This is a genomic window from Devosia sp. 63-57, from assembly GCF_001899045.1.
Classification (GTDB): domain Bacteria; phylum Pseudomonadota; class Alphaproteobacteria; order Rhizobiales; family Devosiaceae; genus Devosia; species Devosia equisanguinis.
The window spans coordinates 462,048-489,034 of sequence record NZ_MKUY01000004.1; the positions used below are offsets into that span (position 1 = coordinate 462,048).

The following is a 26,987-nucleotide window of genomic DNA, read 5'->3' on the forward strand; positions in this document are numbered from 1 at the left end:
GGCTTCATGGGGAGAGACGATGAGCGGGACCGAATATGCGCTGGAAGCGCGGGGGATCATCAAGGTCTTCGGCAACCATGTCGCCCTCGACAATGTCAATTTCGGCCTAAAAGCTGGGGAAGTGCATGCGCTGCTGGGCGAAAACGGCGCCGGCAAGTCCACGCTGATCAAGATCCTGACCGGCGCCTACCAGCCGACCACCGGGCAGGTGCTGGCCGATGGCGAGCCGGTCGTGCTCGACAATCCGCAGCAGGCGCAGAAATATGGCATCGGCACGGTCTACCAGGAGGTCAATCTCCTGCCCAACCGCTCGGTGGCCGAAAACCTCTATCTCGGGCATCAGCCGACGCGTTTCGGTTTCGTCAATCGCCGCAAGATGGAGGCGGATACCCGCACCGTGCTGGCGCGCTACGGCCTTGATCTCGATCCGGCCAGCGAATTGGGCAGCCATTCGGTGGCGGTGCAGCAGATCGTCGCCATTGCCCGCGCCGTCGAACTGTCGGGCAAGGTGCTGATCCTGGATGAACCCACGGCAAGCCTAGACCGCAATGAGGTCGAGCGGCTGTTCGAGATCATTGCGGGCCTGAAGTCCTCGGGCCTGGCCATCGTCTTCATCACCCATTTCCTCGACCAGGTCTTCGCCATTGCTGATCGGGTCACCATTCTGCGCAATGGCAAGCTGATCGAAACCCGGGCGCTGGACGATCTCAGCCGCACCGATGTGGTGCGCCTGATGCTGGGCAAGGATGTCGCTTTCTCGGGCGCTACCAAGCTCGAGGAAAACCGGCCGCTGGGCGACGTGCTGCTCGACTTCCAGAACTATGGGCGCAAGCGCTCGGTGCTGCCGTTCAATCTCACTATTCACAAGGGCGAAGTAATCGGCGTTGCCGGGCTCCTGGGCTCCGGGCGCACCGAAATGGCGCGCATCATGTTCGGGGCAGACAGCGCCGATGAAGGCACGGTCAGCTTCGAGGGCAAGCCGGCCAGCATCGCCCGGCCAACCGACGCCATCGCGCTCGGCTTCGGCTTTTGTCCGGAGGATCGCAAGGCCGAGGGCATTTTCGGCGACCTTTCCGTGCGCGAAAACATCATCATCGCGCTGCAGGGCAAGCTGGGCTGGTTCTCGGCGCTTAATCGCGACGAGCAGATGGAAATCGCCGGTAAGTTCGGGGAGTCCATGGATATCCGCGCCGCTTCGCTCGACATGCCGATCAAGCTCTTGTCCGGCGGCAACCAGCAGAAGGTGATCCTGTCGCGCTGGCTGGCCACCGACCCGTCTTTCCTCATTCTCGATGAGCCTACCCGCGGCATCGATGTCGGCGCCCATGCCGAAATCGTCCGTACCATCAATCGCCTTCGCGACGAGGGACTGGCGCTGGTCGTCATTTCCTCCGAACTCGACGAGGTCGTGGCCTATTCCTCGCGCATCGTGGTGATGCGCGATCGCGAAATGGTCGCCGAGCTCAACGGCGAAAACATCAATCCCGGCGTGATCGTGCAGGCCATCGCCAATCACCGTGAAGGAGCGCCCGCATGATCCGGCGCTATGTCAGCAAGCTGGCCAATCCGCAGCTCATCGCCCTTGCCGGCGTGCTGCTGATCAACTGGCTGCTATTTCCCAATTTCTTTCGCATCACCTGGCAGGACGGGCGCCTGTTCGGCAGCCTGATCGACGTGCTCAACCGTGGGGCGCCGGTAGCGATCCTGGCCATCGGCATGGCCGGGGTCATCGCTACCAAGGGCGTTGACCTCTCGGTTGGGGCGGTCATGGCGGTTGCTGGCGCGGTCGCGGCGACGCTGGTGGTGGCGGGTTATCCGGCACCGATTGCCGTCACCGCCGCGCTGGTTGTGGGCCTCTTGTGCGGGCTTTGGAATGGCTTTCTCGTTGCGGTGCTCGACATCCAGCCCATTGTCGCCACGCTGGTGCTGATGGTGGCCGGGCGCGGTATCGCCCAGCTCATCACTCAGGGCTTCATCGTCACCTTCAACGACCCGGTACTGATCTTTATCGGCACTGGCTCTTTCCTCGGCCTGCCCATGGCCACGGTCATCGCCCTGGTGCTGATGGTGCTCGTCACCTTGCTGGTGCGTCGCACGGCCATCGGCCTCTTCATCGAGGCAGTGGGCGTCAATCGCGCTGCCGCCAGTCTCGCCGGCATTCGCAGCCGCATGCTGCTGATGCTGGTCTATTCCCTGTCCGGGCTTTGCGCGGCCATTGCCGGTATCATCGTGGCCGGCGATATCCGGGGCGCCGACGCCAATAATGCCGGGCTGTGGCTCGAGCTCGACGCCATCCTTGCCGTGGTGATCGGCGGCACCTCGCTTCTTGGCGGGCGCTTCTCGGTGCCGCTGGCCGTGGTCGGCGCGCTGATCATCCAGGCGATGAATACCGGAATCCTGGTCTCCGGCTTCCCGCCCGAGTTCAACCTCATCGTCAAGGCCGGCCTGATCTTCATCGTGCTGCTGATCCAGTCGCCGCTGGCCTCGCGCCTGGCCCCCGTCCGACTCCGGCCCGTCGCCAAGGGAGCGCAGAAATGAGCCGCAGCCTTCGCCCGCTCGTCGCCACCGCGCTGATCTTCGCGATCGCTTATGCCGTGGCGGTGATGCAGTTCCCCAATATGTTTTCGACCCGGGTGCTGGGCAATTTCCTCACCGACAATGCTTTTCTGGGTATCGCGGCGGTGGGCATGACCTTCGTCATCCTATCGGGCGGCATCGACCTCTCGGTGGGGGCTGTGATCGGCTTCACCGGCGTTCTGGTCGCCGTGCTGATCTCCTGGGCGGGCCTGCATCCGCTCCTGGCCTTCGCCATCGCCATTCTGGTTGCGGCAGCGTTCGGCGGCACGATGGGGCTGGCGATCCATTTCCTGGCGGTGCCATCCTTTATAGTGACGCTGGCCGGCATGTTTCTGGCGCGTGGCGCAGCCTCGGTGATCACCCAGGACTCCGTGCCGATCAGCCACGAATTCTACTCCTGGATTTCGAGCCTGATGATCCGCATGCCGGGCGGAGGACGACTGAGCTTTATCGGCCTGTCGATGGTGGCAGTGTTCATCATCGGCGCGCTGGTAGCGCACCGGACCAAATTCGGCTCCTACGTCTATGCGCTGGGCGGCAATCCGGTTTCGGCCTCGCTGATGGGTGTGCCGGTGGCGCGCACGACAGTGGCCATTTATATGCTGTCTTCGGTGCTGGCGGCCTTGGCCGGAATCGTGTTTTCCCTTTATACCTCGGCGGGCTATCCGTTGGCGGCAGTTGGCGTGGAGCTCGATGCCATCAGCGCGGTGGTGATCGGGGGCACGCTGCTCACCGGCGGTTATGGCTTCGTTCTCGGCACCTTTATCGGTGTCATGCTGCTGGGCCTGGTGCAGACCTACATCATCTTCGACGGCACGCTGTCGAGCTGGTGGACCAAGATCGTGATCGGCATACTGCTGTTCCTGTTCATTCTGCTGCAACGCATCATTTTCGCGGCCGCGGCTCCCGGAGACAAAGCCTCACAGAAAGCCTGACATGATCGAAGCAGGCAGCCTCATCCGGTCCCTTTCGGGGCGGCACGCTGCGCGCAATTTCCACACCTTCGTCATCAACGAGATTGGGCGCGCCATTGTCTCAGGCGCGTTTCCCGTTGGTTCGGTGCTGGCGAGCGACGCGGTGATGATGGAGCAGTATGGTGTGTCGCGCACCGTGCTGCGCGAGGCCGTCAAGACGCTCGAGGCCAAGGGACTGGTTGAGGCGCGGCCCAAGGTCGGCACAAGGGTGTCGCCGCGCAGCCGCTGGAATTTCTTCGATTCACAGGTGCTGGCCTGGCATTTTCACGCGCCTGACGACCCGCATTTCTTTGAAAATCTGTTTGAGGTGCGCGCGGCCCTGGAGGTGCCGGCCATCGAAGGGGCTGCGCGCCATCGCACGGCAGAGCATGTGCGACTGATGAAATATTGGCTGCATCAGGCAGCAACCTCAGGAGACGGGGTCGAGCAATTCGGCCTCGCGACGCTCGAAATTCACTCCATCATTGCCGAGAGTGCGCACAACACCCTGCTGCGGTCGGTGGTGGGGGTCGTCGAACTGCTGCTGGCCCTGGCGCTGACACGCGATAGGCCGGGGTTGAGCGACTACATGCACCAAGCCTCTGTTCGGCTGGATGTGATGGTTCTGGCCGTTGAGAAGGGTGATGTCGAGGCGGCGCGCGTCGCGCTCGAGGCCGCCATGCTATTGGACCGCGAGCGGCTGCTTGCCCGCTAGGCGCGAATACGCTCGGGCCCTGCGAGAAAGCCGGCAATGCTGTCGACCGAAAGCGGGCGGGCAAAGTAGAATCCCTGAATCAGGTCGCAGCCCAATTCGCGCAGGACCTTGAGCTCTTCCTCGGTCTCGACGCCTTCGACCACGCAGGACAGGTCCATGTCGCGGCACAGTGCCACGAGGGATTTGACGATCTTGTGGCTGGCTGGATTCTTGTCGATGTCGACGACGAAGCTGCGGTCGATCTTGATCTTGTCGAGCGGCAGCCGATGCACCTGGGTCAGGCTGGAATAGCCGGTGCCGAAATCGTCGAGCGAAATGCCGACGCCGAGCGATTTCAGCGTGTCGATGGCCTGGGTGACCTGGGCAAAGTCGCGCATCATTGCTGTTTCGGTGATCTCGAGATCGAGCCGGCGTGGATCGAAGCCGCTGGCAGTGATGATGCTGATGAGCGGCAGCAGCCCATCGGCGATGCTGAGATCATGCACCGAAAGATTGAAGGAGAGCCGGAGCGGCGCAGGCCAGGCACCGGCCTGGTGAAGCGCCTTTGCCAGCAGCAGGCGGGTCAGCTTCGAGATGAGCCCGGCGCGTTCGGCCACGGGAATGAATAGGCCGGGCGAGATCTGTCCCAGGGTCGGGCTGCGCCAGCGGGCCAGCGCCTCAAATCCCATGGGCAGGCCGTTGCCGGCTTCAACGATGGGCTGGAATTCGAGATAGAGCTCGTCCTCGAGATTTCCGTTGATCAGCGCATGCTCGATGGCGATGTTCTGCAGGATCGCCGACTGATGCGCGGCCGAGAAGAAATGTGCCTTGCCGCGCCCGCTGCCGCGCTTGGCGTCGTAAAGCGCATAGTCGGCCTGTTCGAATAGATCGTGGGCGGTGCGACATTGGGGGCTCAGGGCGCTGAAGCCGATGCTGGCCGAAATCTGTGCCGTGCCATTGGTCACCGGATAGGGCATGCGCAACAGCGCACAGATGCGATCGGCTTTTTCGAGAATGACATCCTCGGTGAGATGTGTGCCCACCATCAGGGCGAATTCGTCGCCGGCCAGCCGGTAGGGGGTGATGTCGGAGCCGCAGACATCGCGCAGGCGCTGCGCGACTTCCACCAGCACTAGATCGCCCACGCCATGGCCATAAGCGTCGTTGACGGGCTTGAAGCCGTCGAGGTCCAGAATGCCTAGCACCAGCGGGGTATCGGTCTCGCGCGCCTTCGCAAAGCTCTGCTCGAGATTGAAGAAGAAGCTCCGGCGGTTGGGCAGGTCGGTCAGCGCATCGAGATTGGCGAGACGGAAATTCTCGTCGCTGAGCGCCTGGGTCTCGACCTGCTTCTGCTCGAGTTCGCCCTGCTTTTGCAGCAGCGCCTTGCGTGAGGCGATGAGGTGCGTGAAGTCGCGATAGGAGATGTTGAGGATAATCAGCATCGCTACCGATACGAGGGCAACGTTGATGGAGGTGGCGATGAAGGTCGGGTTGCCCGTGGCGCTGAAGAACAGCACGAAGGGCACATTCACCAGCACCATCAATGACAGCGCCGCGGCGCGCAGATGCATGAGGCAGAAGATGCAGCTGACCACGGTGATGCCCATAAAGAAGGCGATGTGGCTCTGCGTATAGGCATTGCCATAGGAATAGAGCGACAAGCTCCAGGCAACGAACATGACGCCGAGAATAGCCGTCAGCCGATTGGTGCGCGTCAGGGCCTGGTAGGCTTCGCCGCTGCTGGGGACATAGCTGCGGCTACGCCACCAGCTGATGCAGCGGATGATGCAGACCAGGGTCAGCGCAGTGGGCAGCAGAATGGCAAGCCAATCCGGCGCCAGACCGATATGGGTCGTCGCCAGCCCCCAGGTATTGATGACGAGGATGGTGTAGAGCAGGGGCACCTGCTTGGAGAATGCTGCATATTGCGCACGCAGCAGCTCCGGATTGTCTCGGGGCACGGAAAACCAGGACCGCACAACATCAAGCATTAAAGCCCCCATTTCGGCGCGGACTGTTCTGGTCCTGTCGCTCCAGTGAATTGCTGCACTGAAAACGTTTCCAAACTCGATACGGCCTTGGGCGAAACACCTATCCTGCTGGCCGATTATGACGGTTTGGGCGCGATAGGGCGGATTTTGCGCGATATGGTTGCGGAAGTCTGTCACCGCAGCCGACATCGACGAATGCGAGTTTGACCGGAAAGTTGATGGTTTGATCGCGCCTATACAGCAAAATATATGTTGATATTGGATAAGAATCGAATATTTTGCTTCTATGGATGAAATTGACCTCAAAATTGTTGCGCTGCTGGCTCAGGATGCGCGTCGGGCGCTGGCGGATATTGGCCAGGTGGTGGGCCTGTCGCCCTCGAGCGTGAACGAGCGTATCAAGCGATTGGTGGCGTCGGGTGCAATCCGGCGGTTCACCGTCGATGCTGCCCCCGAGGCGTTGGGGCTCGCTACATTGGTGTTTCTCTGGGTGGCGCTGCGCCAGGATGCCGACGAAGAGGCATTCCGCCGCTTTGCGTCGGCGCATCCCAATATCTTTGAATGCCATCATGTCACCGGCGCCTGGTCCTATCTGGTGAAGCTGCGGGTGGCGAGCGTGGCTGACATCGAGGGCGTACTGGCCGAGCTCAAGGCGCAGCGTTTCCTCGGCCGCAGCGAAACGGTGATCGCCCTGTCTTCCACCGTGGGCGGCGCCTTCGTGCCGGGGGGCTGAACATGGACTGGATGTTGCTGGTCAAGAGCGTGGCGCTTGGCATTGCCATTGCGGCGCCGCTTGGGCCCATTGGTGCGCTCTGCATCAATCGAACGCTCGAGCGCGGCTTTGCCGCCGGTTTGGCGGGGGGCCTGGGCACCGCTCTGGCTGACGGCACCTATGCGCTATTGGCGGCGCTCGGCTTTGCGGCCTTCTCCGGGGCGCTGGGTATGGTCGATCTGCCGCTGCGTCTTCTGGGCGGCGCTTTCATGCTGTGGCTGGGCTGGACGAGCCTGAGGCCAAAACCGATGCGCGCGGCTGCAGACGTGCCGGCGCGCGACCTCGTCGGCGTTACCGTTGCCACCTTTGTTCTGACCATCGCCAATCCGATGACCATAGTGTCGTTTGCAGCTTTGTTCGCCGGGCTGGGATTGGCATCGGCCGACGGGCTGGGTCCGGTCGCAATGGTGGTCGGCGGGGTCTTCGCCGGCTCGATGCTCTGGTGGTGCCTGCTAAGCGGCGGGGTGGCGCTGTTGCGGCAGCGCCTGCCCACCGATTTTGCCGCCATCATCTCCCGCCTCTCGGGGCTGGTGATGATCGGCTTTGGGCTCTGGGCCGTCGTTTCGGCCGTCGCGTCCACCCTTGGCCGCTAGATCACGTCCTGGGTGATCACCACCTCGGCTGTCTGTGTCACGGGTGCCGGCTCGTCGAGATCGAGCATCCATTCACGCCACATCGATACCAGCAGCGCCATCAGCACCGGGCCGATGAACAGGCCGACAAAGCCCATGGTCTTGACGCCGCCGATCAGGCCGAAAAAGGTCGGCAGGAAAGGCAGCTTGATGGGCCCGCCCACCAGCTTGGGCCGCAAGGTCTTGTCGACGATGAACAGTTCCACCGAACCCCAGGCCAACAGGGCCAGGCCATGGAACGGGGAGCCCGAGGCGACCAGATAGGCTGAGACCAGGGTGAAGGAAAGCGGGGCACCGCCCGGGATCATGGCGGCGACGCCGGTGATGATGCCCAGCAAGACCGGTGACGGGGCGCCGGCCAGCCAATAGGCAATGCCCAGCACGATGCCTTCGCCGATGGCGATGATGGTCATGCCGGTAACGGTGGAACTGATGGTTGCAGGCACGATGCGCGACAGGCGATCCCAGCGCAGCGGGAAGATGCGATTGCCGATCTTGTCGAGCTGGGCCGCCAGCTTCTCGCCGTCGCGATAGACGAAGAGCAAGGCGACGATGGCAAAGAGCAGGTTCAGCAGGAAGTTGAGCGTGCCGCCGGTGATGCTGAGGATGCTGTGGTAGATATTTAGGATATTGGCGCCGACAGCGCCTTCCACCAGGAGCCCCACTGCGCCGGGGCGGCCGATGCGCTCAGCCCAGAGTTCGCTCAGCCAATCGCCGCCAAGCGGCAGGGTGGCAAACCAATCCGGCGGCGGCGCGCCGGCGCTGTTGGTGGTCATGGCCCACTGGTAGAGCGCCCGCACTTCCTGCACCGCAAAGGCACCGATGAACAGCGCCGGGACCACCAGGAACAAGACGATGGCGGCGATCATCATCGATGCCGCGAGCGTCCTGTTGCCACCGGCCCAGCGGATCACGTGGCGATAAAGCGGCCAACTGGCAAAGCCGATGATCAGTGCCGCCAGCACCGGCACTAGAAAGCCGTGGAAGAAATAGGCGCTGACCAGCACGATCAGGAGGATGATCCAGCGCGCGGCCGACAGAGGCGGGATCAGCGCAATGCGGGCCGGGGCGGCAAGGCCAAGAAGTCGGGGGCGGCGCTTGTCACCCGATGGGTCGGATTGCGTCATGCTGGCCTCTGGTTGTGCAAGGGTCGGGTGCGGTTATTGGGCCGCAATGGCATGCTCGTCAAATGTCTTGTTGTCAGCAAGATGGCTGATGAGCGGTTTCGCACCCCCCTGGGACAAAAATTCGCGGCCCTTGCCCGGCTGTGGCTGTGGTTTTTCCTCTCTCAGGGATCGAAAAAGCCGGTGTCCTCCTCGGCAAGGTATTTTCGCGCGCCTTCCGGGTCGATGTCGAGGCCGAGGCCTGGGGCTTCGAGCAGGTCGATATGGCTGTCCCTAACGATCCGGCCTTCGGGCAGACCGATGACAATGTCCTCCCACCACGGGTCCGAGGCACTGGGATATTCGAAGGCGATGTAATTGGCGGGCAGGGTGGCGCAGACATTGATCAGCGCGCCGAGGCCCAGGAGGCCATTGGCGGTGCCATGGGGCGCCATCATGATCGAATGCATATAGGCGTGTTCGGCCACCCATTTGAGTTCGGCAATGCCGCCGATATCGGCGGGGTCGGGACCGACGACGCGCACGGACTGAGTTTCGATCAGTTCCTTGAAATTGTGCCGGGAATAGATCTGCTCGCCGGTATGGATCGGCGTCGAGGTGGAGGTGGTCAGTTCGCGATAGGCCTGCGGATTGACCCAGGGGACATAGTCGCCGGTCAGCATGTCTTCGAGCCACATGAGGTCGTATTTTTCGACGGCGCGGGCGAAGCGGATGGCGTCGTTGAGAAACCAACCGGGGCCGCAATCCAGGGCGAGGGAGACCTTGTCGCCGAGCACTTCCTTCATGGCGGCGACGCAATCAAGCATGTGGTTGAAGCCACGCTCGGAAATCTGCCCCTGGTCCATGGCGCCGTGATAACCGGACTTGGTCTGGGTGATGCCGTAATGGAAGTCGGGAATGGTGTCCTTCATGTTGGAATGAAAGGAGATGCCCTGCTTGACCATGAAGAAGTTTTCGGGCCGCTCCATCATCCATTTGACGTCGGCAGCGTAATCCTCCGGACGGTCACCGGTCCGCTTCTGGCGGATGGAGCCGTTGTAGACGCGGACCTTGTCCCGCACCTTGCCGCCGAGAAGCTTGTAGACCGGCACATTGGCCGCCTTGCCGGCAATGTCCCAAAGCGCGTGCTCGATGGCCGAGACGGCGGCGCCATAGGGCTTGAAACTGCCGCGCTGGCGGATTTTGAGCATGCAGCGCTCGACATCGGTGGGGTCCTCGCCGATGAGGGCTTCCTTGAAATGGAGCACGAAGGGTTTGAGGTAGGGCTTGGTGAACTCCACCTCGCCCAAGCCATAAAGGCCTTCATCGGTGACGATGCGGACGATGGGGTGGCGGCCGATGACGGCGCAGCGCAGGTCGGTGATTTTCATGGTTTCCTCCTCATGCAGCTGCGCTGCACTGTGATGTCGCCCTCGGGTCAGGCCCGAGGATGGCGCGCGGTGGGTGGGAATCAACTCCAGGTGCGGTCCCAGGAATATTCCTCGTCCCAATGGTCGGTGGGCTCCCAGATGCCGGTGGCGTGTTCCTGAAGGTGTTGCATGAGGACCTCGTCGACAATGTCGTCGATGCCCAGGCCCGGCTTGTCGGAAACGGTGATGAAGCCATCCTTGACCAGCGGCTTGGGCAGGCCGGTGACGATGTCGTCCCACCAGGGCACGTCCACCGTGTGATATTCGAGCGCCATGAAGTTCTCGGTGGCGACCGCGACATGGGCGGCGGCCATGCAGGCGACCGGGCTTTCGGCCATGTGGATGGCCATGGCGACGCCGTGTTCCTGGGCCGCATCGCCGATCTTCTTGGTTTCGAGAATGCCGCCCGAGGTCAGCAGGTCCGGGTGTATTACCGAGATGCCGCTCTTGAGCAGCGGCTCGAACCCTTCCTTGAGGTAGATGTCCTCGCCGGTGCAGATCGGGACGGTGGTTGCTTCCTGCAGCTGGCGATATTGATCGGTATATTGCCAGGGAATGACATCCTCGAGCCAGGCCGGGACGTATTTCTCGATGCGGCGGGCGAGGCGAATGCCGTTCTGCAGGGAGATATGGCCGACATGGTCGATGGCCAGCGGCACTTCCATACCGATGACCTCGCGCACCTCGGCGATATACTGCTCGAGCAGGTCGAGGCCCTTGTCGGAAAAATGCAGGCCCGTGAAGGGGTGGCGCACATTATGCGTGTCGTAGACGGCATTGCGAGCACGGCGGTCGTCCATGGTCTTGCCGGAACCGCGCGAGGGGTGGATGCGATAGCCTTCGAGCGAGCCGGCCGGCGCCACCACTGCGCCGGGGACGTCGGCGATCTGCATGAGGCCCAGATCCATCTTGAGGAAGGTATAGCCGAGCTCCATGCGCTCCTTGAGGCGCCTGCCGGTCTCGGTTCCGCTGGGCTTTTCGGCGTCGGTATCCGAATACATCCGCACCTTGTCGCGGAATTTGCCGCCCAGCATCTGGTAGATCGGCACGCCATAGGCTTTGCCCGCCAGGTCCCAGAGCGCGATCTCTATCGCCGAGACGCCGCCGCCCTGGCGGCCATGGCCGCCGAACTGCTTGATGCGGCGGAAGAGGCGGTCGATGTCGCAGGGGTTCTCGCCGAGCAGGCGGGATTTGAGCATCAAGGCATAGGTGGCGCTGGCGCCGTCGCGGATTTCGCCGAAACCGACAAGGCCTTGATTGGTGTAGATCTTGAGCAGAGCGGTCTGGAACGGGGCGCCGGTGATTTCGGCGACCCGCATGTCGGTTATGCGCAACTCGCTTGGCCGAGAGGCCGTCCTTACATTGTTCTCGATACTTTCCGCGGCCTTGTGCGCATCCATAGTCTTTCCTCCCAGACGAATTCAGTTCACGCCGGTCTTCAGTCGACCTCTATGGCGTTGGCTTCGAGATAGGCCCGGTTCAGCTCGATACCGAGCCCAGGCGCCTTATTGAGTTTTAAGGCGCCGTTGGAATTATCGAGCGGCTTGTCGATCAGGTGATCGTATTTGGAGAGGTTCCACTCCGAGGTCTCGAGGCGATAGAAATTGGGCACCGTCATCATCACCTGCGCGCCGGCCACGACATTGATCGGGCCGGCCGCGTCATGGGGCGAGACCGGGATGTAGTAGGCCTCGCAGAGCGCCGCGATTTTCTTGAGCTCGGTAATGCCGCCGGTCCAGGTGACGTCCGGCATGATGTAGTCGGCGAGCTTGTTTTCGAGAATGGGCACGAAGTCCCATTTGGTGTGGCCGCGCTCGCCCCAGGAAATGGCGGCATTGACCTTGTCGCGGACCTGCTTGAGGGCATTGACGCTTTCGGGCGGCACGGGCTCTTCGAACCAGTCGATATCGCCGGCTTCCTCCAGGTCGCGGCAGCAGCGGATAGCGGTGGGCACGTCGAAGCGGCCATGGGCGTCGATGAGGATGTCGATATCCGGGCCGGCGGTTTCGCGGATGAGGGCGGTGAGTTCGGCGGCTTCGCGGGCGTGGCGGCGATCCATCGAGCCATCGAGATAGCCCTCGCCCTGTTCGCGGGCGATGCCGTGCCGGTCCAGCTTGCCCTGCTGCGGGTAGGGGTCGAATTTCAGCGCCGTGTGGCCGGAGGCGATGATGTCGCGGATTTCCTGGACGACGCCTTCCCTAGTGGTGAACTTGCGCTGGTCGGGATGGGTATAGAGCAGCACGTCCTCGCGCACCGGTCCGCCGAGCAGTTCGTAGATGGGCTGGTCGAGCACCTTGCCCCTAATGTCCCAGAGGGCGATGTCGATGGCGCTGACGCATTCGACGGCGGCGCCGCGGCTGCCGACATAGGTGAAATTGCGGAAGATCTTGTGCCAGATGCGTTCGATATGGGCGGGGTCGTCGCCCTCGATGATCTTGCTGATCTGGCGCAGCATGGCGGTGAGCGCGCGATTGCCCACGAAAGTGGTGGTGGTGATTTCGCCCCAGCCGGACACACCCTCATCGGTGGTCACCTCGATGAACAGAAACTCTCCCCAATAGGATGCCGTGGACCGAATAAGCCACGGCCTGACGCCGGTGATCTTCATGCTGAGCTCCCCCCGTTCGGCTGGCGCCGAATTATATTTATCCGGCGCGTGCGGCTTCCGCGGCGCGCATATGTTCGAGAATGTGGCGGCCCGAGCCCTCCACGTGCTGGGCCACGAGGGCGGCGGCCTTGTCGGCCTCGCCGTCCTTGATCAACTGGATCAGCTGGCGATGTTCGCGCAGCACCTGGGCGCGACGGGCCAGGGTGAAATTGAAGCGGCGGCTGACGGCACGCAGCACTTCACGATGCTTCCACCACAGTTCGGCAGCGTGCCGGTTGTAGTGGCGCTCGTACATGATGGTGTGGAAGCGGGTGTCGAGCTCGCTATGGCGTGTGGGATCGAGGAAATTGTTCTCCTCGATCTGGGTCTGGATCTCTTCCAGCCGCGCGATATCGGCGTGGGTGGCCATGCCCACGAACCAGCGGGTGAGCGCTGGTTCGATCAGTACGCCGATCTCGTAGATATCGCGCACGAAGTTCTGGTCGATCGGCCGCACCCGCGCGCCGCGATTTGGCGAGATGACGACGAAGCCTTCGCCGCGCAGCAATTGCAGCGCCTCGCGCACCGGATTGGTGGAGGTGTCGTGCTCGCGGGCGAGGTCGGCCACGATCAGCCGTTCATTGGCCTTGAGGCGGCCGGAAATGATGTCGTCGCGAATCTTCTGGTAGACCGAGTCGCCGGCCAGTGAGGCGCCGCTGGGCTCCATGCCTTCGGGTGGCTGCGCCTTGAATTCGCTCATCTGTAGCTCCGTTGTCCCTGGTGTCCTGAGCCGGCTTTGTAGCCTTGTGGTGGTGGGACTTCTCTAGGGCCCTGGTCGAAATGCACGTGAAAATTCTTGGATAATGTATAATCTGATCCGGTTGACACGCAATATGGCTTCTGCAACGTTGGTTTCAACGACAGATGTACATAAGAGGCCAGAGCCCGATGTCTGCTGTCGGATGGGAGCCTGCTGCGGAGAGGCGCGAGCAGGGTGACAGGAGGACTTTATGGGACGATTTCATCTCGGCCGTGCGCTGGCGCACGGCGCGATCGTGTCTGCCATGTCGGCGTCGCTGTTGGCCAGTTCGGTCATGGCGCAGAGCGTCGACCTCAGCAAATGGTCGCCGGAATATGTGCGCTCGATCGCCGGCACAGAAACCTACAATACTGCCGAGCAATGCGGCGCCGTAACGCCGCTCGACTACAAGGGCAAGCTGAGCTTCTGGTACCAGGGCGTATTCGAGGGCGACCCGGACCTGCTGCGCCAGTATTACAAGGACTTTTTCGAAGCCTTCCGCGCTACTTATCCCAATATCGAGCTGCAGGAACAGGCGCTGACCTATAACGACCTGCTGGACAAGTTCCGCACTGCGCTGCTCGGCAATGCCGGCCCGATGGTGGTGCGCCTGCAGATCCTGGGCGGCGTGGAATTCGCTTCCAAGGGGTACCTGCAAGAGCTCAAGCCGGAAGATGTGGGTTGGAAGAGCGAGGATTTCTGGCCGGGTGCCATGAAGTCGGTAATGTGGGAGGGCAAGGCCTATGGCATTCCGACCAATAACGAGACCATGGCCTTCATCTGGAACGCCGATGTCTTCGAACGCGCTGGGCTCGACCCGGAAAAGGCGCCGGAGACCTGGGATGATGTCGTCGCCTATTCCAAGCAGATTCACGACAAGCTCGGCATTGCCGGTTATGGCCTGGTCGCCCGCAAGAATGCCGGCAACACACCCTATCGCTTCATGCCGCAACTCTGGGCCTATGGCGGTGGCGTCTTCGACGAAGCCGACCCCAACCCGAATTATGGTGAAATCCGGCTCGATAGCCCGGAAAGCATCCGCGCGCTGCAGGCGTCCTATGACATGTATGTTCGCGACCAATCGGTCCCGGTTTCGGCGCTGACCAACCAGCAGGCCGACAACCAGCCGCTGTTCCTGGCCGGCCAGGTGGCGATGATGATCAGCCATCCGTCCGACTACAATGTGATGCTGGACCTGCAGAAGAAGGCGACAGGCAGCGATGCCGAAAAGGCGCAGACCGTCATCGACAATATGCGCTATGGCCTCATCCCCACCGGCCCCGACGGCAAGCGCGCCGTGGTGTTCGGCGGCTCCAATATCCACATTCTCAACCCCGAATATGTCGAGGGCGGCGAAGTGGACGAGGCCGCGGCAAAGGCCATGGTCTGCTTCTGGACCAGCCCGGAATGGAGCCTGAAGATGGCCTATGCCGGCTCCAATCCCGGCAATCTCAACGGTTTCAAGACCGAGTGGATGAAGGAGCGACTCGACAGCATCAAGTTCCTCGATGTGACGACCTCGATGCTGCCCTATGGCATTCCGTTCCCGACCCTGCCGGAAACGCCCGAGATCATGAACATCATCATCCCGGACATGCTGCAAAACGCCCTGACCGGTGCGATGACGGTCGAGGAGGCAGCGGCCGATGCGGCGCGCAAGGTGAGCGAAGTCACAGACGGCGGCGGCCTCTAATAACCTGCGGATCAAAACGGCCGGCGGTGCAAAGCGCTGCCGGTCTTGCCTTCCTGATCAGGACAAGGGCTCATTTCGATGACCATTGCTTCAGCCGGGGTGGGCGCCACGCGTAAAGACGCGACGGCGCGGCCCAGCGTGTTCCAGCAGATGTGGACCAACCGCGCGGACTATCTCTACGTGCTGCCGGCCATCATCGTCATGCTGATCGTGATCGCCTATCCGATCTACTACACGATCGAACTGTCCTTCTTCAAAACGCCGCCGGGCCTGCAGTTGCGCGACAAGATTTTTGTCGGCACGGAAAACTACTCGGCGATCCTCTCCAGCGACGTGTTCTGGAAGGTGACGGTCAACACCTTCATCTGGACCATCGCCTCGACGCTGATTGCCTTCGTGCTCGGCTATGGCTGCGCGCTGGCGCTGCACCGCGACTTCTTCGGACGCGCCATATTACGCGCCATCCTGATCATTCCATGGGTGATCAGCGCTGTCGCTGCCTCCTACATCTGGAAATGGATCTACCATTCCGATTTCGGCATTATCGGCGCCGTCATGGTGCAACTGGGCATTGTCGACCGGCAGCCCAATTTCATCGACAACGTCAATACGGTCCTGCCCTCGCTGATCGTGGTCAATATCTGGCGCGAGTTTCCCTTCGCCATGATCATGATCATGGCCGGCTTGCAGACCGTGCCCGAGCAATTGCTGCGCGCGGCGAAGGTCGATGGCGCCAGCGCCTGGCAGCGGTTCTGGCACGTGACCTTCCCGCATCTGCGCGGCGTCTCGACCGTGACGATTCTGCTCTTGGCGGTGGCCAATTTCAATTCTTTCATCGTGCCCTGGATCATGACCGGCGGCGGGCCGTCCAACGCTTCGCACATCTGGATCACGCACATCTATGAGCTGGCTTTCGGCCGGCAGCGCTGGGGCGTGGCGGCGGCCTATTCGGTGCTGCTGTTCATCATCCTGATGGTGTTGGGGTACTTCTACGTCCGTGCACTCAACGGCAATGAAAAGGAGCAGGGCGCATGACCACTTCTTCCGAACCCATTCGCCCGCGCAGCCGCAAGAAGATCGATGGCTGGCGCTGGGGTGGGCGCTTCTTCCTGTTCCTGATGCTGCTCTATACGGCCGTGCCGATGGTGTGGATGCTGCTGACCTCGATCAAGTCCGGCTTCGCCGCCATGCAGTTTCCGCCACAATGGTGGCCGAGCGAACCGACATTGGCGAGCTATCAGAAGCTGCTCGACCCGGCCAACAGCGTTGGGCAGGACTTCCTGCGGTTTTTCCTGAACAGCCTCATCGTCTCGGTGCTGACCACGATCCTGGCGGTGGTGGTGGCGGTGCCGGCGGCCTATGCCTTCTCGCGCTTCCGCTTTCCGGGTCGGAAGTTCCTGTTCTTCTCGGTGCTGCTGCGCAACATGTTCCCGGCAGTGATCTTCCTCGTTCCGCTGTTCATCCTGATGCGGTGGCTGGGGCTCGTGAACACCCATGGCTCGCTGGTGCTGACCTATCTGACCTTCGGCCTGCCGCTGGCGATCTGGCTGCTCAAGGGGTTTTACGACAATATCCCGATCCAGCTCGAACAGGCGGCGCGGATCGACGGAGCGACGCGCTTCCAAGCGTTCCTGCTGATCGTCACGCCGCTTTCGGTGCCGGGGATCATCGCCACGGCCATCTATTCCTTCATCGGGGCGTGGAATGAATACATCTATGCCGCGACCTTCCTCACCAAGAACGAGCAGTTGACGCTGCCGGTGGGCATCCAGCGGTTCTTCTCCGAGAACACCACGGATTTCCCGGGGCTGATGGCCGCCAGCTTCATGATGAGCGTGCCGGTGGTCGTGCTCTTCCTCGTTCTCCAGAAATACTTCGTGCGTGCCCTCACCGAAGGCGCGGTCAAGCACTAAAGGCGGTCTTTTATGGCTCAGGTTGTACTCAAGGATCTCGTCAAGACCTATGGCTCCGTCTACGCGGCCAAGGACGTGTCGCTGACGGTCAATGACGGGGAATTCGTGGCGCTGGTCGGCCCGTCCGGCTGTGGCAAGACCACGACACTCAACCTGGTCGCGGGGCTGATCCCGATCACCTCGGGTGACATCGTCATCGGCGACCGCATCGTCAACGATCTCGACCCCAAGGACCGGGACATCGCCATGGTGTTCCAGAACTATGCGCTCTATCCGCAAAAGAGCGTGTTCCAGAACCTGGCTTTTCCCTTGCAGATGCGCAAGCTCGCCAAGGAAGAGATCGAGCGCAAGGTGATGGATGCGGCCAAGGTGCTCGATATCACCCACCTGCTGGAGCGCAAGCCGCGCGAGCTATCGGGCGGACAGCAGCAGCGCGTGGCACTGGGCCGGGCGCTGGTGCGCGATCCGGCAGTGTTCCTGATGGACGAACCGCTGTCCAATCTCGATGCCAAGCTGCGCGTGCAGATGCGCTCGGAGATCAAGCGCTTCCACCAGGATCTCAACGCCACCATCATCTATGTGACTCATGATCAGCTTGAAGCCGTGACCATGGCCGACAAGATGGCGGTGATGAATGGCGGGCTGCTGCAGCAATATGACTCGCCGGCCAATGTCTTCGCCAATCCCGTCAACATGTTCGTGGCCAGCTTCGTCGGCAGTCCGGCCATGAGCCTGGTGCCGCTGGAGGTCGCGAACCAGGATGGACGCACGGTGCTCAAAAGCCCCGAAGGGTGGATCCTGCCGCTCTCCGATGCCAATGCTCGCAAGGCTGCCACCTTGACCTCGCGCAAGGTGGTTCTGGGGGCGCGGCATTCGACCATCAAACTGCACAAGGGCCAGGTGGAGGGCGCGGTGCCGGCCAAGGTCTATACGGTGGAGCCCACCGGCGACATCACCTTTGTCCAGGCTTTCCTGTCCAGCTCCATCGTCAATATCAGCCTGCCGCCCTCAGTGCAGGTCGCACCCGACGAGATGGTATGGCTCGAATTCGATCAGGATCGCATCCACCTGTTCGATGGCGAAACCGAAATGGCGCTGCGCACAAGCTGACGCCGCCTGTCCTTCCCCCCGAGATCAAAATGTCGATCAAGCTCAAGATTACCGCCTTAAAGCCCTATCCTGTTCGGGTGGGGATCAGGAACCAGTTCCTGCTCAAGATCGAAACCGATCAGGGGATTTTCGGCTGGGGCGAGAGCGGGCTTTCCGGCCGGGAAAAGGCGGTTGCCGGCGCCATCGAGCATTACCGCGAATTCCTTATCGGCCAGGATGCCATGCAGATCGGCCGCATCTGGCAGGAAATGTATCGCAGCCAGTATTTCGAGGGTGGCCGCGTGCTGCAGGCTGCGATCTCGGCAATCGATATTGCGTTGCACGATATCAAGGGCAAGGCGCTGGGCGTCCCGGTCTATGACCTGTTGGGTGGTAGGCAGCGTCACCGGGTTCCGGCCTTCGCCTCCACGGGCGACGCCGCCGGCGAAGGGGCGATCGATCGCGCTCGCGAGCTGATGGAAATGGGGTTCGACGCCATTCGCTTCTTTCCCATTGGACAGGATAATCGCGAGGTTTTCGAGCCGCGCGATTCCATTGCGCGAACGGCTCGATTGCTCAATCGTGCGCGAGCCGAACTGGGCGATGCGGTGGTTCTGGGTATCGACTACCATCATCGGTTGTCGGTTGCAGAGGCCGCGAGCTTTTGTGCTCGGCTCGACAAGGGCGTGCTCGATTTCCTAGAGGAGCCGATCCGCGACGAGACGCCGGAAGCCTATGAATCGCTCCGCACCATGACCGATATTCCCTTCGCCATCGGCGAGGAATTCGCCAGCAAGTGGCAGTTCGTGCCCTATATCGAGCGCGGCATCCACCAGTTCAACCGGCTCGATGTGTGCAATGTCGGCGGGCTGACCGAGGCGATGAAGGTGGCGGGGTGGAGCGAGGCGCACTATGTCGATCTGATGCCGCACAATCCGCTGGGGCCGGTCTGCACGGCCGCGACGGTGCATATGGCGGCGGCAGTGCCCAATTTCGCCTGGCTGGAAACCCGGGCGCCAGAGCAGGCTCTGGGCTTCGACAACAGCGACTTCTTTCCGGTGCAGCCGCGGCTGGACGGCGCCGCCTATCCGGTCAGCGACCTGCCGGGGCTGGGGGTCGAGGTGAACGAAGATCTGCTGGCCAGGCAGAGTTTCCAATTTTGGGAAGCGCCGCACTTGCGGCGGAATGACGGTTCGGTGACCAATTGGTAGGTCACTGCCGCATTGGAGGACTAGAACATGATCAAGACCGCAGACATCACGCGGCCGCCAAAGCATTTGATTGAAGGATTAAAGGATCTGGGCGCAGCGACCATTGCCGGGACGCTGGGCCATATGGGGTTCAAGAACCCGCACATGACAGGCATCCTGCCCCAGACCAAGGGAAAGTCGATCTGCGGGCCGGCGCTGACGCTGCAGTGCCTGCCCCAGCGGCCGGACCTGTTCAGCGAAGGCGAATATGCCGATCCCGAAACGCAGTTGCACCGGCATGTGCTCTATCACGTGCAGGAGGGCGACGTCGTCGTCGTCGATGCACGCGGTGACATGCGCTCGGGCATTTTCGGGGACATGATGTCCACCTATTTCAAGGGCCGCGGCGGCGCCGGTATCATTATCGATGGCGTGATGCGTGACCGGCCGAATGTGGAAAAGCTCGACCTCTCGCTGTGGCTCAAGGGCTGGTCGCCCAACTACCATGTGCAGACGGATATCTTCCCGAATGCGGTCAATGTCACCATTGCCTGTGGCGGTGTGACCGTGGTGCCGGGCGACATCATTGTTGCCGATGACGACGGCGCTGTCGTGGTGCCGGTATCGATGGCCGAACGGGTGATCGAAGACGGCAAGAAGCATGCAGAATGGGAGGAATTCTCCCGCCTGAAGTTGATGCAGGGCGAGTCGCTGCAGCGGTATTATCCGCTCCATCCGGATGCAGAAGAAGAATATCAGGCCTGGCGCAAGCTGAACGCGGCCAAGAAGGGGTAGCTCCAGCTCGCATTGGCGAGCCATGTGAACAAAAAGCCCCGGACGGCCGTCCGGGGCTTTTGATTCAGGCAGCAGGGGTGAAGTTGAGGGCGACCCCGTTGATGCAATAGCGCAGGCCGGTGGGCGGGGGGCCGTCGGGAAAGACGTGGCCGAGATGGCTGCCGCAGGTGGCGCAATGGACTTCTGTGCGCACCATGCCATGGCTGCGATCGGTGGTGGTTTCCACCGAGCCGGGGAGCGGATCGTTGAAACTGGGCCAGCCGGTGCCACTTTCGAATTTCAGCGTCGAGGCGAAGAGCGGGGTGTCACAGCCGGCACAGGCAAAGGTGCCCTGGCGCTTTTCGTAGAGCAGGGCGCAGGAGCCGGGGCGCTCGGTGCCATGCTGGCGCATGATGTAATATTGTTCTTCGGTCAGCCGCGTACGCCATTCGGCGTCGGTGCGGGTCACGGGGAAGGCATGAGCGTCCATCGGCATCACTCCTTTGGCGGACTGGTCTTTGGCCCTAGATATAGGCATAGTCGCGGCGCTTTCCCAGCGTTGGCCTCATCACAAGGCCCGGCACATGCTCCGAGGATGCCCAGTCCATGACCATCGTTTCCAGCCTCGAGCACCTCGAGGCGCTCTATCAACCTGCTCCGGCGCCGGCGGCCATGACCAAGGTCGCCTCAGTCGTCACGCCTGATTATCGCAGCCTCATCGAGGCCAGTCCGTTCCTGGCGCTGGCCACCATTGGACCGGAGGGGATTGATTGCTCGCCACGTGGTGACAGGCCGGGCTTTGTGCGCATTCACGACGAGAAGACGCTGATGCTGCCGGATCGACGCGGCAATAACCGCATCGACAGCCTCAGGAATATAGTGCGCGATCCGCGCTGTGCCTTTCTGTTTCTCATTCCGGGTTCCGGCACCACGCTCAGGGTCAATGGCCGGGCGCAATTGTCCATCGATCCGGCGCTGCTCGAAAGCTTTGCCGTCGAGGAGAAGGCGCCGCGTTCGGTGCTGGTCCTCGACATTGAGGAAATCTACTTCCAGTGTGCGCGCGCCATCATCCGATCCGAATTGTGGAATCCGGAGCGGCATGTCGATCCCGCGAGCCTGCCAACCCCGGGGCGAATTCTTGCCACGCTCACGGAAAATGCCGTGGGCGGCGATGCCTATGACACCGCCTGGCCGGAACGGGCGAAGCAGACAATGTGGTGAGCGAGGCTAGCTTTTGTCACCGCTGGCCGGATCATCGCTGCGCCGCGGTCCCCAGTCGAAATCGGAATTGGGTAAGGCGGGCCTGCATTTCGACATGATGCGCGTCTCATAGCGTTCGCACTTGTAGGTTTTCTGGCCGTTATATCCAATCCAGGCCCAGCTGGCACAGACCTTGGTCGTGCAAATCTTGGGTGCCTCGGCAAATGCGGGTGCAGTACCGGTAAGGCACAGGCCCAATCCGATGGCGGCAAAAATCGGTCGGATCATTCCGCTACCCCCTTCTCTAAAGGGTATAGGCTAGAGGTGCGACTTGGTCTGCGCATCGTTCACTCGAATGAGTGGAGCAGCGGCGCAATATTGTACTTCGCGGGAAATCTTGTTATAGCTCACTGAGCTATTAATGGGTGCAGCCATGGACGTAGTGCTGTTTCGCAATCGCATGGGCGGCCTCAATCTGCTTTGGGCGGGGCTTGGCTTTCTGGTCGCTGCGGTTGTGCTGGTCTATCAGGGCATCCCCCTCCTGGAGGTGGCGCTTTATGTGGGGTTGTTGATGCTGGCGGCCTTTGCCTTCATCTGGGGCTTGATCGCCTGGATGGGCCGCAGCAATGCCGCCGAGGTACGCCTGCGCGACGGCAGGCTGTCTATAGAGATGGTGCATATTCTGGGGCGCGGGCGGACCGTGACGGTGCCGCTCCACGAGGTGTCGCGCATCGCGCTGCGGCGGCAAAAGAATGGGGCCGGCGCCGGTCGCGACGGTTTCTGGATCGATATTTTCGTTCAGCACAAATGCTATCGGCTGCCGCTCTATGGTGCCAGCGTCTTTGATCGAACAGTTCTCAAGCAGATCGCGCCCGAGGCGGCCGCTGACCTCGAGCGCATCGCCACTCCCGGGGCGAGAGGCAAACGCTAGAAACGCCCGTTTCCATGGGACTTGCCAAAAGTTCGGCGATGGCGAATATCCTTTATGCAGGGGGCTGGAGGGGACGGTCATGCGCCTGGCAAGGCTGTGGATGCGGATGTTTCCGGCCGCCATGGTCATCCTGCTCGCGCTGGCGATGGGATACCTGATTGTTTCCGGGCTGAACCGCGACGGGCAATTGGCGCCGGCTGCGCCGCCCGATCCCGCGATCCTGGTCGGCGCGACCGCCGATTTCCTGCTCGACCGCAAGACCATCACCACCATCGACGCCACGACCTGGCCCGAGATCGCCGCCCGCTTTACCCCCAATGAAGGCAAGGTTCCCGGTGTGGGCTGGCGCTACTATCAGGGCGATGCCCTATGGCTACGATTCAATATCCCCAGCATGGACACCGACCAGTCGCGCTGGGTGTTGCGACTGGCCAATACCCGCGTCGAGGATTTGCGGCTGATCATCATCCGCGACGGGGCGTTTCGCGAATATGACTGGTCCTATGACGATCCTACCCGCAGGGCGGGGCTGTCCAATCGACAGCCGGTGTTTTTCTTTGACCGCGAGGACATCGAAGGCGCAGTGGGCGTGATCGGCTTTACCGCGCGCGGTGCCATGCGCGGCTCGGTTCTGCTCGAAACCGAGCGGGGCTTTGTCGCCGGCGAAGTGCGTCAGGCGGTGGCCTATAGTACGCTCTGGGGCATTCTGCTGGCCCTGGCGATCTATCTGCTGGTGATCGGCTCACGGCTCGGCGAGCCGGCCATGCTTTATGCAGGCGGGCTGTCCTTTTTTGCCGGCACCTTCATTTTCGGCGCGGGTGGGTACATCCACGCGCTGCTGTTGCCCAATTGGCCAAACCTGGCCGATGTGCTGCTCTATGGCTCGCAGCCGGTGATGATGACCTTCTGGGTGCTGCTGGTGGTCAGCTATCTCGACCTGCGCCAGCGCAACCCGGTGCTGGGAGCTCTCCTGATCACCCTTGCGCTGGTTTTGCCGCTGCAGGGCATCTTCGTGCTGTTCGCCGCGCTAGGCTATCCGGTCCCCATTCTCACCGACAATGCCACACCTGTATTGATGGGCATCGGTGCCGGCGTTTTGACGCTGGCTTACTATGCCATTCGCGGTGACCGGCGGGCGCTGCGGCTGCTGGTCTGCTTTGCGCCGGTGGTGATTTTCAGCGTCGTACGGGCGCTGCTCTATCTCACGCCATCCCCCAATCCGGCTGTGGTCGCTGTGCTGGAGGGCTATCTCGACCTCGTGCTCACCATGGGACTTCTGGCTATCCTCATCGTGCTCGACCTGCAAATCCGCGAGCAAGGACTGCGCAAACAGGCGCTGCGCAATGAGCGGCGGTTCCGCCAGTTTGCCGAGATTGCCTCGGACTCTTTCTTTGAACTCGACGGACAGGGGCGCATTGTCAGCGCCGCTGGCACGATGGCACGACGGCTGGGGCTGGAAGAGGGCGGCGACTTTTCCGGCGTGCTCGTCCATCAGGTGCCATTGGGCTTCGACACGTTGCGTCGGCAACTGGTGGCAGTGCAGAAACAGGGGCGTCCGGCCCGCGATATAGAAATCGCGATTGCCGGCTCTGCGGACGCGCCCAACTGGGTATCGTTCAATCTCGAACCCTGGCCGGGCGAAGACGGCGCCATGGGGCTGCGCGGCACGCTCACCGATGTAACCGACCGGGTGGAGCGGCGGCTGCGCGAAAGCCGGCAGAATACGCTTTCGGCCCTGGGCCAGCTGGCGAGCGGGGTGGCCCATGAGGTCAACAATCTCCTCCACCCCATGGTCAATCTGGCGCAGCGCGTGCGCGACAAGCACACTGAAGACCCAGAAGCGCGCAAGCTGCTGGACCTTGTGGTTGCCTCAGGAAAGCGCGCGGGCGAAATCGTGGCTGGAGTGCTCAATGCCTTCAATCCGGGCCGGATTCCTGGGGAGAAAATGGCAGTGGCGGGCGCCCTCATGGATGCTTTGGCGACGGTGCGCTCCACCTTGCCGGCCACGATCATCCTGGCAGAAAGCATTGACGAGAGCGCCCAGGCTGCTGTGCCGCCGGGGGAAATGCTGCAGATCGTTTCCAATATTATTGCGAATGCCGTTCGCGCCATGGAGGGCAGCGGCACCATCCAGGTGACCCTCGCCAATGAGCAGGGCCTGAGCCGGCTGGTCTTTGCCGATGACGGCCCCGGCATGCCCGAAGATCTGCGGCGCCGGGCCACCGAACCCTTCGTGTCCGGCCGTGCCGAGGGCACCGGCCTCGGCCTGGCGGTGGTGGCCAATATCGTGCGCAACTGGCAGGGGCATTTCGACATCGATTCTGCGCCCGGCGCTGGTACGCGGATCGTCATCACAGTGCCGCCGCAGCTTGTCGGCGAACCATGAGCGCCGCGCCGGCCAGCGTGTTGATCGCCGATGACGGCGTCGCCAATCGACTGTCACTGCGGTTGGAGCTCGAAGATCGCGGCCTTGTCGTCACCGAGGTCTGGGATGGTGCTTCGGCACAGCTGGCTTTGACGGCGCGCAGCTACGATGCCGTCATCAGCGATATGTGGATGCCGGGTACCGATGGACATTCCCTGGTTCGGGCGCTGCAGGCGCAAAACCCAGATATCGTGGTGCTGGTGGTTACCGGCGGTGGATCGGGTCTTGCCGATCCGGAGGCCATCGCCCGCAAATGGCATGCCGAACGCGTTTACCTCAAGCCGTTCGATCTGCGCACTTTGGTGGGCGACCTCGTTGGGTTGCTAGAGGCGAGGCGTAGCGGTGGCTGATGCGTGATACGGATGCCGACGAGACAGGCGTAGAAGCGCTCGCTCTAAACCAAGATTTATATCTGATCCGGAACAATGGTGGGTGCGACAGGGATTGAACCTGTGACCCCTGCCGTGTGAAGGCAGTGCTCTCCCGCTGAGCTACGCACCCGCTGCCTCAGGCAGGGAAGAAAGAAGAGATGGTGGGCGTAACAAGGATCGAACTTGTGACCCCTACGATGTCAACGTAGTGCTCTCCCGCTGAGCTATACGCCCATCTCTCCGGGTCGAAGCGCCTGTGGCGTTCCGATGGCGCGGATAGACCACAATTCCCGGTGCCTGGTCAAGGGGGCAAAATCGGGCCTGTGGATTGTTGCCGCGATTTTTCTCAGGCGGCCAGCAAGCGCTCCACTTCGGACACCAGATCCTTGAGGTGGAACGGCTTGGACAACACCGATGCATCCTTGGGGGCGTCGCTATCAGGATTGAGCGCCACGGCGGCAAAACCGGTGATGAACATGACCTTGAGGTCGGGATCGAGCTCGGTGGCGCGGCGCGCCAACTCGATGCCGTCCATTTCGGGCATGACGATATCGCTGAGCAGCAGCGAGAAGGGCTCTTCGCGCAGGCGCTCATAGGCGGAAAGGCCGTTATCGAAGGACACCACCTCGTAGCCGGCGGTCTTAAGCGCCCGGGTGAGGAACTGGCGCATGTCGTTATCATCTTCGGCGAGCAGAATTCGCTTCATCAAAAAACCCTTTGGGCCGGTTCGGCAGGTGAGTCGCGTCTTTCCCGATGTTTAGTGCAGTTTGCCGCTTTCGCAACCGCTGAGGCGTATGCCTCAAGCTCGAACGCTGCTTTTCCCGGCCGAGGGCGCGGAAATTGTGGCTTTGCGGTGCGTCGTGGCGGCGATCGCTGGACAAGACGGGCTTTGCAGGCGACACTTGATTGACACAAATCACCACGAGGGCCCTGGCGAACAGGGCCGCAGGGGAGGCGGCGTGCGATCCGACTATTGGGATCAACCGGCATTCGAAACGGTCAGGCCACGGCGTCTGGTGGCGCCTATCGTGTTCAATTCGCCCCATTCCGGTCGGGTCTATCCGCCGCGCTTTCTGGCGATGACGCGGCTGGATCATCTCTCTATCCGTCAGTCGGAAGACGCCTTTGTCGATGAGCTGTTCGCGCGCGCGCCGCATCTGGGCGCCCCCCTGCTCAGGGCGCATTTTCCGCGCGCCTATCTCGACGTCAATCGCGAGCCATGGGAGCTCGATCCCACCATGTTCGTCGAGCCGCTTTCGGACCGGTTCAACACCAATTCGCCGCGCGTCGCCGCCGGGCTCGGAACGCTGGCGCGCGTCGTGGCCGAGAACAAGCCGATCTATCGCGAGCGCCTCACGCTTGAGGATGCGCGCATGCGGATCGACGGCATCTACCATCCCTATCATGCCGCCTTGCAGAAGCTATTGAGCGAGGCAATGACCGGGTTCGGACTGGCCGTTCTCATCGATTGTCATTCCATGCCGCGCATTGGTCGGCATGGGGAGCGGGCGGCGCCCGATATCGTGCTCGGCGATCGCTATGGCACCACCTGCGCGCCCGGACTTGTCGATCTGGTGGAAACGGTATTCACCGCCGCCGGTCTGCGGGTGGCGCGCAACCGGCCCTATGCCGGCGGCTTCTGCACCCGCACCTATGGGCGCCCCCAGCATGGCGTGCATGCCTTGCAGATCGAAATCAGCCGGCACCTCTATATGAACGAGGCGACGCTGGAGAAGAATGCCGGCTTCGAGATCGTGCGCGGGCTGATGGAGCGGCTGATGCTGACGCTGCTGGGCCTCGACCTGGTGGCGCTGGCCGGCGGGCCTGCCATGCCTGAGAAGGCCGCCGCCGAATAGGCTCAAA

General features: G+C 62.1%; 26 protein-coding genes and 2 tRNA genes. 17 read left to right on the forward strand and 11 right to left on the reverse strand.

Annotated features, from left to right (window positions below):
- Positions 1-19: 19 nt before the first annotated feature.
- Genes BGO80_RS07380 through BGO80_RS07395 form a run of 4 tightly spaced genes read left to right on the forward strand, consistent with a single transcriptional unit; the run spans position 20 to position 4,245 of the window.
- The gene (locus BGO80_RS07380) at positions 20-1,537 is read left to right on the forward strand and encodes a sugar ABC transporter ATP-binding protein (protein WP_286720510.1); all 1,518 of its coding nucleotides are present in this window, start codon (positions 20-22) and stop codon (positions 1,535-1,537) included.
- Positions 1,534-2,538, forward strand: coding sequence for an ABC transporter permease (locus BGO80_RS07385; protein WP_286720512.1), 1,005 nt, complete (start codon positions 1,534-1,536; stop codon positions 2,536-2,538). The genes BGO80_RS07380 and BGO80_RS07385 overlap by 4 nt, the downstream gene beginning before the upstream one ends.
- Positions 2,535-3,512, forward strand: coding sequence for a galactofuranose ABC transporter, permease protein YjfF (gene yjfF / locus BGO80_RS07390; protein WP_126149779.1), 978 nt, complete (start codon positions 2,535-2,537; stop codon positions 3,510-3,512). Before BGO80_RS07385 ends, yjfF begins: the two co-directional genes overlap by 4 nt.
- A gap of 1 nt (position 3,513) precedes the next feature.
- Positions 3,514-4,245: a FadR/GntR family transcriptional regulator gene (locus BGO80_RS07395; RefSeq protein ID WP_286720515.1), complete on the forward strand. Its 732-nt coding sequence runs from the start codon at positions 3,514-3,516 to the stop codon at positions 4,243-4,245.
- On the opposite strand, the gene BGO80_RS07400 is transcribed toward BGO80_RS07395, so the two are convergent.
- The gene (locus BGO80_RS07400; protein WP_286720517.1) at positions 4,242-6,215 is read right to left on the reverse strand and encodes a putative bifunctional diguanylate cyclase/phosphodiesterase; all 1,974 of its coding nucleotides are present in this window, start codon (positions 6,213-6,215) and stop codon (positions 4,242-4,244) included. The two genes, BGO80_RS07395 and BGO80_RS07400, sit on opposite strands and share 4 nt — an antisense overlap.
- Positions 6,216-6,501: 286 nt before the next feature.
- Here BGO80_RS07400 and BGO80_RS07405 point away from each other — a divergent pair, with 286 nt between their 5' ends.
- On the forward strand, positions 6,502-6,948 hold the full coding sequence (locus BGO80_RS07405; RefSeq protein ID WP_126149782.1) for an Lrp/AsnC family transcriptional regulator: 447 nt from the start codon (positions 6,502-6,504) through the stop codon (positions 6,946-6,948).
- 2 nt (positions 6,949-6,950) lie between these two features.
- A complete protein-coding gene (locus BGO80_RS07410) occupies positions 6,951-7,580 on the forward strand; it encodes a LysE family translocator (RefSeq protein WP_286720520.1) in 630 nt (209 codons plus the stop codon).
- Here BGO80_RS07410 and BGO80_RS07415 read toward each other — a convergent pair.
- The 5 genes from BGO80_RS07415 to BGO80_RS07435 form a co-directional block, all read right to left on the reverse strand.
- Positions 7,577-8,746 carry an AI-2E family transporter gene (locus BGO80_RS07415; RefSeq protein ID WP_286720522.1) on the reverse strand — a complete coding sequence of 390 codons (1,170 nt, stop codon included), beginning with the start codon at positions 8,744-8,746 and terminating at the stop codon, positions 7,577-7,579. The genes BGO80_RS07410 and BGO80_RS07415 overlap by 4 nt on opposite strands.
- A 161-nt stretch (positions 8,747-8,907) precedes the next feature.
- Positions 8,908-10,113 (reverse strand): mandelate racemase/muconate lactonizing enzyme family protein, encoded by a 1,206-nt coding sequence (locus BGO80_RS07420; RefSeq protein ID WP_286720524.1) that lies wholly within the window; start codon positions 10,111-10,113, stop codon positions 8,908-8,910.
- 80 nt (positions 10,114-10,193) lie between these two features.
- On the reverse strand, positions 10,194-11,552 hold the full coding sequence (locus BGO80_RS07425) for a mandelate racemase/muconate lactonizing enzyme family protein (protein WP_286720526.1): 1,359 nt from the start codon (positions 11,550-11,552) through the stop codon (positions 10,194-10,196).
- Positions 11,553-11,590: 38 nt separating this feature from the next.
- On the reverse strand, positions 11,591-12,760 hold the full coding sequence (locus BGO80_RS07430) for a mandelate racemase/muconate lactonizing enzyme family protein (protein ID WP_286720528.1): 1,170 nt from the start codon (positions 12,758-12,760) through the stop codon (positions 11,591-11,593).
- A gap of 37 nt (positions 12,761-12,797) precedes the next feature.
- Positions 12,798-13,499 (reverse strand): GntR family transcriptional regulator, encoded by a 702-nt coding sequence (locus BGO80_RS07435; RefSeq protein WP_286720529.1) that lies wholly within the window; start codon positions 13,497-13,499, stop codon positions 12,798-12,800.
- Positions 13,500-13,749: 250 nt separating this feature from the next.
- On the opposite strand from BGO80_RS07435, the gene BGO80_RS07440 reads away from it, so the two are divergent.
- From BGO80_RS07440 to BGO80_RS07465, 6 genes are all read left to right on the forward strand, one after another.
- Entirely contained in the window at positions 13,750-15,231 is a 1,482-nt protein-coding gene (locus BGO80_RS07440; protein WP_126149789.1) for an ABC transporter substrate-binding protein, read from the forward strand.
- Positions 15,232-15,381: 150 nt separating this feature from the next.
- Complete coding sequence (locus BGO80_RS07445) at positions 15,382-16,266, forward strand: carbohydrate ABC transporter permease (RefSeq protein WP_286720752.1); 885 nt, start codon at positions 15,382-15,384, stop codon at positions 16,264-16,266.
- Positions 16,263-17,144: a carbohydrate ABC transporter permease gene (locus tag BGO80_RS07450; protein WP_286720531.1), complete on the forward strand. Its 882-nt coding sequence runs from the start codon at positions 16,263-16,265 to the stop codon at positions 17,142-17,144. Before BGO80_RS07445 ends, BGO80_RS07450 begins: the two co-directional genes overlap by 4 nt.
- 12 nt (positions 17,145-17,156) lie before the next feature.
- Entirely contained in the window at positions 17,157-18,254 is a 1,098-nt protein-coding gene (locus BGO80_RS07455; RefSeq protein WP_286720532.1) for an ABC transporter ATP-binding protein, read from the forward strand.
- A 29-nt stretch (positions 18,255-18,283) separates the two neighbouring features.
- Complete coding sequence (locus tag BGO80_RS07460; RefSeq protein WP_286720534.1) at positions 18,284-19,444, forward strand: mandelate racemase/muconate lactonizing enzyme family protein; 1,161 nt, start codon at positions 18,284-18,286, stop codon at positions 19,442-19,444.
- Positions 19,445-19,471: 27 nt separating this feature from the next.
- Positions 19,472-20,218, forward strand: coding sequence for a ribonuclease activity regulator RraA (locus BGO80_RS07465; protein ID WP_126149794.1), 747 nt, complete (start codon positions 19,472-19,474; stop codon positions 20,216-20,218).
- Between the two features lie 64 nt (positions 20,219-20,282).
- On the opposite strand, the gene msrB is transcribed toward BGO80_RS07465, so the two are convergent.
- Entirely contained in the window at positions 20,283-20,687 is a 405-nt protein-coding gene (gene msrB / locus BGO80_RS07470) for a peptide-methionine (R)-S-oxide reductase MsrB (RefSeq protein WP_126149795.1), read from the reverse strand.
- Between the two features lie 116 nt (positions 20,688-20,803).
- On the opposite strand from msrB, the gene BGO80_RS07475 reads away from it, so the two are divergent.
- A complete protein-coding gene (locus tag BGO80_RS07475) occupies positions 20,804-21,418 on the forward strand; it encodes a pyridoxamine 5'-phosphate oxidase family protein (protein WP_286720536.1) in 615 nt (204 codons plus the stop codon).
- Positions 21,419-21,424: 6 nt separating this feature from the next.
- Here the strand turns inward: BGO80_RS07475 and BGO80_RS07480 are convergent, their stop codons facing one another.
- A complete protein-coding gene (locus BGO80_RS07480) occupies positions 21,425-21,685 on the reverse strand; it encodes a hypothetical protein (RefSeq protein ID WP_286720538.1) in 261 nt (86 codons plus the stop codon).
- Between the two features lie 145 nt (positions 21,686-21,830).
- On the opposite strand from BGO80_RS07480, the gene BGO80_RS07485 reads away from it, so the two are divergent.
- The 3 genes from BGO80_RS07485 (at position 21,831) to BGO80_RS07495 (ending at position 25,103) form a co-directional block, all read left to right on the forward strand.
- Complete coding sequence (locus tag BGO80_RS07485; protein ID WP_164550292.1) at positions 21,831-22,328, forward strand: hypothetical protein; 498 nt, start codon at positions 21,831-21,833, stop codon at positions 22,326-22,328.
- A 79-nt stretch (positions 22,329-22,407) separates the two neighbouring features.
- Positions 22,408-24,714, forward strand: coding sequence for an ATP-binding protein (locus BGO80_RS07490; RefSeq protein WP_286720541.1), 2,307 nt, complete (start codon positions 22,408-22,410; stop codon positions 24,712-24,714).
- Positions 24,711-25,103 (forward strand): response regulator, encoded by a 393-nt coding sequence (locus BGO80_RS07495; protein ID WP_286720542.1) that lies wholly within the window; start codon positions 24,711-24,713, stop codon positions 25,101-25,103. The genes BGO80_RS07490 and BGO80_RS07495 overlap by 4 nt, the downstream gene beginning before the upstream one ends.
- Positions 25,104-25,179: 76 nt before the next feature.
- Here the strand turns inward: BGO80_RS07495 and BGO80_RS07500 are convergent.
- The 3 genes from BGO80_RS07500 to cpdR form a co-directional block, all read right to left on the reverse strand.
- Positions 25,180-25,254, reverse strand: a tRNA-Val gene (locus BGO80_RS07500).
- A gap of 29 nt (positions 25,255-25,283) precedes the next feature.
- Positions 25,284-25,358: transfer RNA gene (locus BGO80_RS07505), tRNA-Val, on the reverse strand.
- A 112-nt stretch (positions 25,359-25,470) separates the two neighbouring features.
- Positions 25,471-25,830 (reverse strand): cell cycle two-component system response regulator CpdR, encoded by a 360-nt coding sequence (cpdR, locus tag BGO80_RS07510; RefSeq protein WP_126149800.1) that lies wholly within the window; start codon positions 25,828-25,830, stop codon positions 25,471-25,473.
- Between the two features lie 253 nt (positions 25,831-26,083).
- Between cpdR and BGO80_RS07515 the strand changes: the two genes are divergently transcribed.
- Entirely contained in the window at positions 26,084-26,980 is an 897-nt protein-coding gene (locus BGO80_RS07515; protein WP_286720545.1) for an N-formylglutamate amidohydrolase, read from the forward strand.
- The last annotated feature ends 7 nt before the right edge of the window (positions 26,981-26,987 follow it).